The following is an 8,666-nucleotide window of genomic DNA, read 5'->3' on the forward strand; positions in this document are numbered from 1 at the left end:
GCCTTTGATCTCGAAATATGACGCAAAAAAGTGATTGTTTAAATGTTTTCAAACAGAGTTTTCCTATCAAATGACTGGGGTGGCTGTTCCAGCCAACCTCTTTTTATCATGATTTTGATCCCTTCCTCTCCATATCTCATTATGTCCACCATCAGGGAACCATAATGTAAAGCTAAATCTTTCCTAAAAGAAAGAGACATTGCATATGCACATAAATAAAGACCTGCCGTAGTAGATGCAGCAACGAGGAACATTATTAATTTATCGGAAAAAGGTGATACTGTTGAATCGGTTACTTCCATACTAACCGGCAGATTGCCTAGATGTTGTTCATCCTTCAGAATTTTATTAAAAATTTCAATTTGCTTTTCAGCCAGGTCTTTTCCCCTAATTAGATAGTCCTTAATTTCTTTGTCATGCATTACTTGAATAAAACCCATTAACATAAGTATTCCGATATAATTTCTCTCTATAATGTAAAATATCTCACCTAATTCCAAAGCATTTAATGGTCTATGCTCGCCAAACCATGTTTCTAATAGAGAATCTCTTTTATGAATAAATTCTACTTGCCGAGGATAGGGCATTTTGGGGGGTCTATCATAAATTCCTTTTGATAACATAAGATTCAAAGCCTTTTTAAATAATTTACCACTTGAATTCAAACATTCATAAAAAAAATCAACTATATCCTCACGGGCTACCTTTGTTATTACAGTAGCATAATCACTAAAAGCCATTTGGTTAAACCTATAAACATAGCTTAACCCGTATAGATCTGTGTAGAGTGCAGGCGCATATGAATCTAAATCATCATCAGAAAAGCCTTTAGGTATAGGGAAATTTTCGCTTTGAAATATTTGCCTAATCTTATCTACAAACGTCTGCGATAAATATATTTGTCGTTCAATTAAAGGCTTGATTTCCAGATCTTGAATATTGTGCATAAAATGCTTAAATACATATAAATTTGAAATATTTTGCATGTAAGTCTTCCATAAACTTGAGATTTCTGGTGTTGTCAATTTTATTTTATGCTCTTTCAAAAATAATCCTCCCCATATTCAAATTAATACCTACGTTAATATTTCCATTTCTGGATTTTTTATTAAGCGGTGGGGCGGCCGGCATTGCCTGAGCATTTTTCTCACAGCCTACATACCTTTATCATCCTGCATTACTTCATCTTTTGCCGCGCCATAGACAGTCATCCTATACTGCGAGGGTGAGACTACAACCTCAGAAAGATCGAAGTAGTTACGGAGTCAGCGATAAAAAAGACACTGACTAAAATTTAGATTTGTAGTCAGTATCTTTTTATTTGGCATATTAGGCTTAATGATTAAGAGCCGTAATTAGTTCATAACAGTTCTTAGTGAATCTTACGCTATTACTTTTCCGTGTGATAAAATCTTTCCCCAGTTTTACTATTGAAATAAACCCTAAGCTTTTCTCCACTATTTGGATCAAGGCTGACTTCCTCAGTTTTCTCAAATCCTCTAGGGACATCTATTCCATGGTTTTTACGATATCGCTTGTCCCAAACTACAAAAGTAATAACTGCAAAAATGATTAATATTAACTCGACAAAGATATAAATAACAGCAAGCCTTGTCATTGCCATTAAACCTTCTCAACTACGACTGCTGTTCCGTACGCTAAGACTTCACTCATAGTCTGACCGATTTCACTTGAATCAAATCTCATCATTACAATTGCATTGGCGTCCATAGCAGTTGCATTTACTACAAGGCGGTCGATTGCTTGTTTACGAGCATCTTCAAGCATAGAGGTATATTCGTGAATTTCACCACCAATTAAACTTCTCAAAGCTGCCAACAAAGTACCCCCAAGGCCCCTGCTTCTTACAACTAAACCGAAAACTTGACCTTTTACCTCTTTCACTTTGTAACCAATAATGTTTTCAGTCGTTACAACTATCATTATTCATACCTCCTAAAAACTTCTGTTTAACGGGGCTTTCTTGCTTCACGCTGTTCTTTCCGGGTATCGCCAATCACGACAACTGCACCGCTTAAGCGATCTCCTTGTTTCATTGATTTTGCCAGTTTTAACCCACCGGCAGCACTTTCACCAAAGGCGAGCTCAATCATAAAATCCTCCCTATCTGAGCCACAAAGCTATTATTTCATGCTTTACATTCATCCTACCAATTTTCTTGAAAATCTGAGGTATTGGAACTTCCAATTATAGATGCTTCAGAGGCATTAATAATAAAAACGAAAAGCCAATAACCGTAATATTTCAGTTATTGGCTAAGATGCGTTTTGGTTAGTCCAGATAATTATTAATTTTTCCAAACGGTCAACATATTAATTATCCACCAATAGTGTCCGACTTTATTATTCAGTGACAGACTTTATTATCAGTGAACAAAAACTCAACCGCACTTTGAATAACCACAATGCGTGCAGACAACACAACCACTTTCATGGTTAATCGGCATGCCGCACTCTGGGCAAGCATTTGCTGGAGCTACGCCCCCACGGGTTTTCTTTTCAGCAACTTTTTTTGCACATTTCGTCTCGTTTGGCTGTTCAGCGTTTAGAACGGTTTGCTGTCCACCGGACTGAATTTCGGTAACATTAATCCCAACTTCATTATATTTCTTTATGACACGAGCAATAGCATCAGGGCAGGATGTTACACTAACTCCTTCGCGCCGCATACAAGCTGGGCAACGAATTCCTTTAACTTGCTCAATGATCGCATCGACGGACAAACCTGAACGCAGAGCGATAGAAATCAAGCGAGCGGTGGCCTCAGATTGAGAAGAACAACCTCCGGCCCGGCCGGTATTTGTAAACACTTCACAAATTCCTTTTTCATCGGCGTTGACACTAACATAAAGGTTACCGCAGCCGATCTTGATCTTTTCTGTAACCCCGATGGTTGTCGTTGGTCTCGGACGAGGTATCACGGTGTTTACCTCAGGAACAAATGGGATTCTGGGAACGATTGTCTGATCTGATTCCATTCGAGCCGGCGCTTCAGTACTCATTTCGGTTTGAGCAGGTACGGCGGCGCCTGCCGGCACTGAAGTTCCAGTGGAAAGCACTTGCTCTTCCCGGCTTCCATCTCGATAGACCGTTAGGCCTTTGCAGTTTAGTTCATCTGCTAAACGATAAGCTTCTGCAATGTCTTCACGGGTCGCCGAGTTAGCGAAGTTAATCGTCTTAGAAACTGCGTTATCGGTATATTTCTGGAAGGCAGCCTGAATTCGGATATGCCATTCCGGAGAGATTTCCTGTGCCGTTGTGAAGACTTCCTGCACCCAGTTAGGAACTTCCGGCAGCCCTAGAACAGTTCCCATTTCGGCGATCTTACGCATTAGATCTTGGGAATGGAAATCATAGTCTTTGGCAAAAGATTCAAAGAGAGGGTTTACCTCAACCAACGATGTCCCATCCATGACGGTTTTTGTATAAGCCACCGCGAAGAGGGGTTCTACCCCGCTGGACGCCGCACAGATCATCGATATGGTCCCGGTGGGGGCGATTGTCGTTAGAGTGGCATTGCGCAGTTTCATAACTCCGTCATAAATGGAGCCTTCATAATTCGGGAAGGTTCCCCGTTCTTCAGCCAATCGCTGTGACTCGATACGAGCTTCAGTCTGAATAAAACTCATCACTTTTTCTGCGTACTCAACCGCCTCTTCAGTAGCATAAGAGGTTTGCAGCAAGATCAACATATCCGCAAAGCCCATTACCCCAAGGCCAATCTTACGATTTCCTTTGACTACATCATCAATGATCTGTAACGGGTACTGGTTAGCATCAATAACGTTGTCCAGAAAACGTACGGACAACCGGGTGACATAACTCAGTCGCTCCCAATTTATCACCATTTTGCCGTTTTTCTCGGTTACCATCAGTTTGAGGTTAATGGAACCTAAGTTACACGCTTCATTAGGAAGCAAGGGTTGCTCGCCGCATGGATTCGTCGCTTCAATCTTTCCTTGCAGAGGCGTGGGATTACCTTCATTCAAACGGTCAAGAAAGACAATCCCCGGCTCTCCATTTTGCCAGGCATGGTCAACGATTCTATTGAAGACCTCGGGTGCTGACAATTGACCGGCCTGGGCACCCGTATGTGGATCTATGAGATCATAGTTCCGCCCTTCACGGACAGCTTGCATAAATTCTTCCGTAATCCCAACCGATATGTTGAAATTGGTAATCTCTTTATTATCTTCCTTGCATTGGATAAAATCCAGAATATCCGGGTGATCCACTCGAAGAATTCCCATATTCGCTCCACGCCGGGTTCCGCCTTGCTTCACCGCCTCTGTGGCAGAATTAAACACCTTCATAAAGGAAATTGGCCCGGAGGCTACGCCACCCGTTGACCGAACCATACTATTTTTGGGCCGCAGACGGGAAAAACTAAAGCCCGTTCCTCCGCCAGATTTATGAATAATGGCCGCATTTTTTATCGCGTCAAAAATATCTTCCATACTATCCTCAACTGGTAAGACAAAACACGCACTTAGTTGTCCGAGATCTCGGCCAGCATTCATCAATGTCGGTGAATTGGGCATAAACTCGAGGTTTGCCATGATCGTATAGAAATCCTTAGCCAAGGCTTGAGTTTCTTCTTTGTTTTTTCCATACTTCTCTTCTTCTATAGAGGCAATCACATTGGCTACGCGATAAAGCATATCCTCAGCTGTCTCAACGACTTGTCCATTGACTTGTTTTAAATATCTCTTTTCCAAGACAACATGTGCATTAGGGGTTAGATTTGCCTTTGCCCAGTTTTTTGGTGCTTGTCCTTCGAAACTCAACTCGAATCCCCAACTTTCCTTTATATCTTTATTACTTTTTGAACGTTCCGCGTTTATCAATAAGTTCATTTAACTCTTCCATAAAACGTTGAATGTCCTTAAACTGACGATAAACGGATGCGAACCGTATGTAGGCAACCTCATCCAAGCTAAATAACTGCTCTAAGACTGCTTCTCCAACTTCGGAACTTGTGACTTCTCGTTCGTGAGTGTTACGCAGGATCTTTTCAATGCTATAGGCCGCTTCCTCAATTTGTTCTATAGAAATTGGACGTTTTTCACACGCTCTGAGCATACCCGCCATCATTTTGGAACGCGAAAAAACATCACGTCTTCCATCTTTCTTAACAACCACGAGTGGTGAATCCTCAAATTTCTCGAACGTAGTGAACCGACGCAAGCATCGATCACACTCCCTGCGCCTTCGAACTGTCGTTCCTTCTTCAACCTGCCGAGAATCAAGTACCTTCGTATCCTCATTTCCGCAGAATGGACAGTGCACGGCTTCACCCCCAATATATAGTGTGTTATAAATTTAATCATACTATATCTAGTATGTCAACCTAACTATTTAGCCATTATTTAGTCAAGCCTTCTATCCCTCGCCAGTTTCTGTCGACTATCTCTTAATTGCTTGTTTTTTTAATAAAGTAGTATTCCTCTTATAAAAAGGACAAAATAATCTTCGAAACATTTAGTTAGAAGTCCTAGAAAGGAAGTGATGTGCCTTGATAAAAAAAATGCCGCCAGAAAAAAATCCTAATCCAAACACCATGCCGTCTCCTCATAACCATCAACCTAGCATGGATTCCAGAGATGGTCATGGTTTATCGAAAGAGGAAGCCTTACGGTCAAAGAAGTAATAGGTTTAATGTGAATACGGCTAAGTTTATTATTTACCGTCTAACGCATCAATAAAAGAGGCTGTGACTAACTTGTCACGGCCCCTTCTTTTTAAATTCTATCTCCTTATCACCTGTCGGAAATTTCTTTTGATCACACTCTCATTTTGTTGGAAGGGGTGTCGCTCCCTAAGAAGGTCACAGACTTCTGTTTCCTAGTTAATCCGTAATAAATGTAGGCCTTTAAGCAAAAGCTATTCAAATGTAAAAAGAAATAGCAGGTGGACTATGCTTACCAAAATCATTAGTAAATCCAAACGAAGAAGCCATCGCCAACTTTCAGAGACTCTCTCGCAAAGTTCCCCTTTAAATGCCCAAACGTCATTGTCTAAGAATCTAAGCGAAAACCTTCAGTCGATACAAAAAATCTTTGAAAACGCCAGTGATCTGGTTATCCGAGAGTTCAAGATTGGGGCGGAACAACCTGTTCACGCCTTTGCCGTTATGATTTTCGGCCTTTTCGACGAAGCCTCCGTTAACGAAAATCTAATTAAACCGTTAATGTCTTTGCGCCAAACCATTAGCAAAGAATTTGCCGTTGATGTCGTTAGAGAGAGCGTCTTACCAATCGCAAGTATTCAGGAATATCGTACTCTTGAGGAGGCAGTTACTGGAATTTTATCTGGAGATACAGCCTTATTCATTGACGGAACGGATAAGGTTCTCCTTGCCTCAATTCGGGGCTGGGACCTACTTTGCCAAGGGCTTGCGCCCCAAGTATCCTTGGCCCTGGAACGAAAGGCGGACGAGCCTTTCGCCACACTGCGACTTATGACGCATTCTCCTGCAGTGTGGATCCTTAACTTCCGTGTTCGAGATACGAAAGGCGGACGAGCTTTTCGCCACACTGCGACTTATAACGCAGACTCCTGCAGTGTGGATCCCGAACGGGTGGAACCCCGCTGCTTTCATTCTTCCAAAGCCCTGTATCGTTATCATTCTAACGCCTTACTATAAAACACAAAGAGACTATCTCCTTTAGAGATAGCCTCTTGCTTGTTTACCTGGCGATGACCTACTTTGCCAGGGGCTTGCGCCCCAAGTATCCTTGGCCCTGGAGGTCTTAACTTCCGTGTTCGAGATGGGAACGGGTGGAACCCCTCCGGCATGATCACCAGATCTTTGAGATCGTCTCGTCCTTGCGAACGCTGTTCTCTCAAAACTGCACAGAGTTTCTTTCTAGCTTCGTCATTAGTCCCTTGAGCCACTTTTACCCTAGTCATGTTCATGATGCTGATTCGTTAGGTCAAGCCCTCGACCGATTAGTACCAGTCAGCTCCACACCTCACGGCGCTTCCACATCTGGCCTATCAACCTGATCATCTTTCAGGGGTCTTACCGAGTTTTCACTCGTGGGAAATCTCATCTTGAGGTCGGTTTCGCGCTTAGATGCTTTCAGCGCTTATCCGCTCCGAATATAGCTACCCAGCGATGCCTCTGGCGAGACAACTGGTACACCAGTGATTCGTCCATCCCGGTCCTCTCGTACTAGGGACAGATCCTCTCAAATTTCCTGCGCCTGCGACGGATAGGGACCGAACTGTCTCACGACGTTCTGAACCCAGCTCACGTACCGCTTTAATGGGCGAACAGCCCAACCCTTGGGACCTACTACAGCCCCAGGATGCGATGAGCCGACATCGAGGTGCCAAACCTCCCCGTCGATATGGACTCTTGGGGGAGATAAGCCTGTTATCCCCAGGGTAGCTTTTATCCGTTGAGCGATGGCCCTTCCACTCGGTACCACCGGATCACTAAGCCCGACTTTCGTCCCTGCTCGACTTGTTGGTCTCGCAGTCAAGCTCCCTTTTGCCTTTACACTCTGCGCGCGATTTCCAACCGCGCTGAGGGAACCTTTGGGCGCCTCCGTTACTCTTTAGGAGGCGACCGCCCCAGTCAAACTGCCCACCTGATACTGTCCCCAACCCCGATTCAGGGGCCTAGGTTAGAACTTCAGTACAAAAAGAGTGGTATCCCACCGTCGACTCCACCAAGGCTGGCGCCCTAGCTTCTCTGTCTCCCACCTATCCTGTACATTTTATACCAAAATCCAATGTCAAGCTGCAGTAAAGCTCCATGGGGTCTTTCTGTCCTGTCGCAGGTAACCCGCATCTTCACGGGTATTACAATTTCGCCGAGTCCCTCGTTGAGACAGTGTCCAGATCGTTACACCTTTCGTGCGGGTCAGAACTTACCTGACAAGGAATTTCGCTACCTTAGGACCGTTATAGTTACGGCCGCCGTTTACTGGGGCTTCAATTCAAAGCTTCGCCTTTCGGCTAACCTCTCCTCTTAACCTTCCAGCACCGGGCAGGTGTCAGCCCCTATACGTCTCCTTGCGGATTGGCAGGGACCTGTGTTTTTGTTAAACAGTCGCCTGGACCTTTTCTCTGCGGCTCTTGTTCCCAAGAGCGCCCCTTCTCCCGAAGTTACGGGGCCATTTTGCCGAGTTCCTTAACGAGGGGTTTCTCGCGCGCCTTAGGATTCTCACCCCATCTACCTGTGTCGGTTTGCGGTACGGGCACCAAGTTGCTCACTAGAGGCTTTTCTTGACAGCATGGAGTCGGTTACTTCGCTACTAATTTTCGCTCCCCATCACGTCTCAGAGTTTAGCAGGGCGGATTTGCCTACCCTACCTCCTACTCGCTTGGGCGTGCTCAACCAACGGCACGCTTAACCTATCCTTCTGTGTCTCCCCATTGCTCAATCGCTTCTCGGTGGTACTGGAATTTCAACCAGTTCTCCATCACCTACGCCTTTCGGCCTCGGCTTAGGTCCCGACTTACCCTGGGCGGACGAGCCTTCCCCAGGAACCCTTAGATTTTCGGCGGACAAGATTCTCACTTGTCTTTTCGCATACTCATACCGGCATTCTCACTTCTATCCACTCCACCATTCCTTACAGAATGACTTCTCTGCTGACAGAACGCTCCCCTACCCCTTACAGTTTCCTGTAA

General features: G+C 44.3%; 7 protein-coding genes and 2 rRNA genes (1 of these 9 cut by a window edge). 1 reads left to right on the plus strand and 8 read right to left on the minus strand.

Features of this window, described 5'->3' with window-relative positions; translation table 11 throughout:
• Nucleotides 1–38: 38 nt before the first annotated feature.
• The 6 genes from VZF35_RS14175 to nrdR all read right to left on the minus strand — a co-directional run bounded on the left by VZF35_RS14175 (nucleotide 39) and on the right by nrdR (nucleotide 5,309).
• Nucleotides 39–1,046, minus strand: coding sequence for a DUF3231 family protein (locus VZF35_RS14175; protein WP_407305784.1), 1,008 nt, complete (start codon nucleotides 1,044–1,046; stop codon nucleotides 39–41).
• 344 nt (nucleotides 1,047–1,390) lie between these two features.
• Entirely contained in the window at nucleotides 1,391–1,618 is a 228-nt protein-coding gene (locus VZF35_RS14180; RefSeq protein WP_407305786.1) for a hypothetical protein, read from the minus strand.
• Between the two features lie 5 nt (nucleotides 1,619–1,623).
• On the minus strand, nucleotides 1,624–1,944 hold the full coding sequence (locus VZF35_RS14185) for a YbjQ family protein (RefSeq protein ID WP_407305788.1): 321 nt from the start codon (nucleotides 1,942–1,944) through the stop codon (nucleotides 1,624–1,626).
• Nucleotides 1,945–1,970: 26 nt separating this feature from the next.
• Nucleotides 1,971–2,114 carry a hypothetical protein gene (locus VZF35_RS14190; protein ID WP_407305790.1) on the minus strand — a complete coding sequence of 48 codons (144 nt, stop codon included), beginning with the start codon at nucleotides 2,112–2,114 and terminating at the stop codon, nucleotides 1,971–1,973.
• A 287-nt stretch (nucleotides 2,115–2,401) separates the two neighbouring features.
• On the minus strand, nucleotides 2,402–4,807 hold the full coding sequence (locus VZF35_RS14195) for a vitamin B12-dependent ribonucleotide reductase (RefSeq protein ID WP_407314624.1): 2,406 nt from the start codon (nucleotides 4,805–4,807) through the stop codon (nucleotides 2,402–2,404).
• Between the two features lie 31 nt (nucleotides 4,808–4,838).
• Nucleotides 4,839–5,309: a transcriptional regulator NrdR gene (gene nrdR, locus VZF35_RS14200; protein WP_407305792.1), complete on the minus strand. Its 471-nt coding sequence runs from the start codon at nucleotides 5,307–5,309 to the stop codon at nucleotides 4,839–4,841.
• A gap of 628 nt (nucleotides 5,310–5,937) precedes the next feature.
• Here nrdR and VZF35_RS14205 point away from each other — a divergent pair.
• Nucleotides 5,938–6,666: a spore germination protein gene (locus tag VZF35_RS14205; protein ID WP_407305794.1), complete on the plus strand. Its 729-nt coding sequence runs from the start codon at nucleotides 5,938–5,940 to the stop codon at nucleotides 6,664–6,666.
• Between the two features lie 45 nt (nucleotides 6,667–6,711).
• On the opposite strand, the gene rrf is transcribed toward VZF35_RS14205, so the two are convergent.
• Nucleotides 6,712–6,828 (minus strand): 5S ribosomal RNA (gene rrf / locus VZF35_RS14210).
• Between the two features lie 123 nt (nucleotides 6,829–6,951).
• Nucleotides 6,952–8,666 (minus strand): 23S ribosomal RNA (locus VZF35_RS14215); it runs 1,197 nt beyond the window's last position.

This window comes from Desulfosporosinus paludis (genome assembly GCF_045689965.1).
Taxonomy (GTDB): domain Bacteria; phylum Bacillota; class Desulfitobacteriia; order Desulfitobacteriales; family Desulfitobacteriaceae; genus Desulfosporosinus; species Desulfosporosinus paludis.

Bases quoted from the DNA above. Each gene is read 5' to 3' on its own strand.
- VZF35_RS14180 (WP_407305786.1), bottom strand. From the start codon at position 1,618: ATGACAAGGCTTGCTGTTATTTATATCTTTGTCGAGTTAATATTAATC.
- VZF35_RS14205 (WP_407305794.1), top strand. From the start codon at position 5,938: ATGCTTACCAAAATCATTAGTAAATCCAAACGAAGAAGCCATCGCCAA.
- VZF35_RS14190 (WP_407305790.1), bottom strand. From the start codon at position 2,114: ATGATTGAGCTCGCCTTTGGTGAAAGTGCTGCCGGTGGGTTAAAACTG.
- VZF35_RS14185 (WP_407305788.1), bottom strand. From the start codon at position 1,944: ATGATAGTTGTAACGACTGAAAACATTATTGGTTACAAAGTGAAAGAG.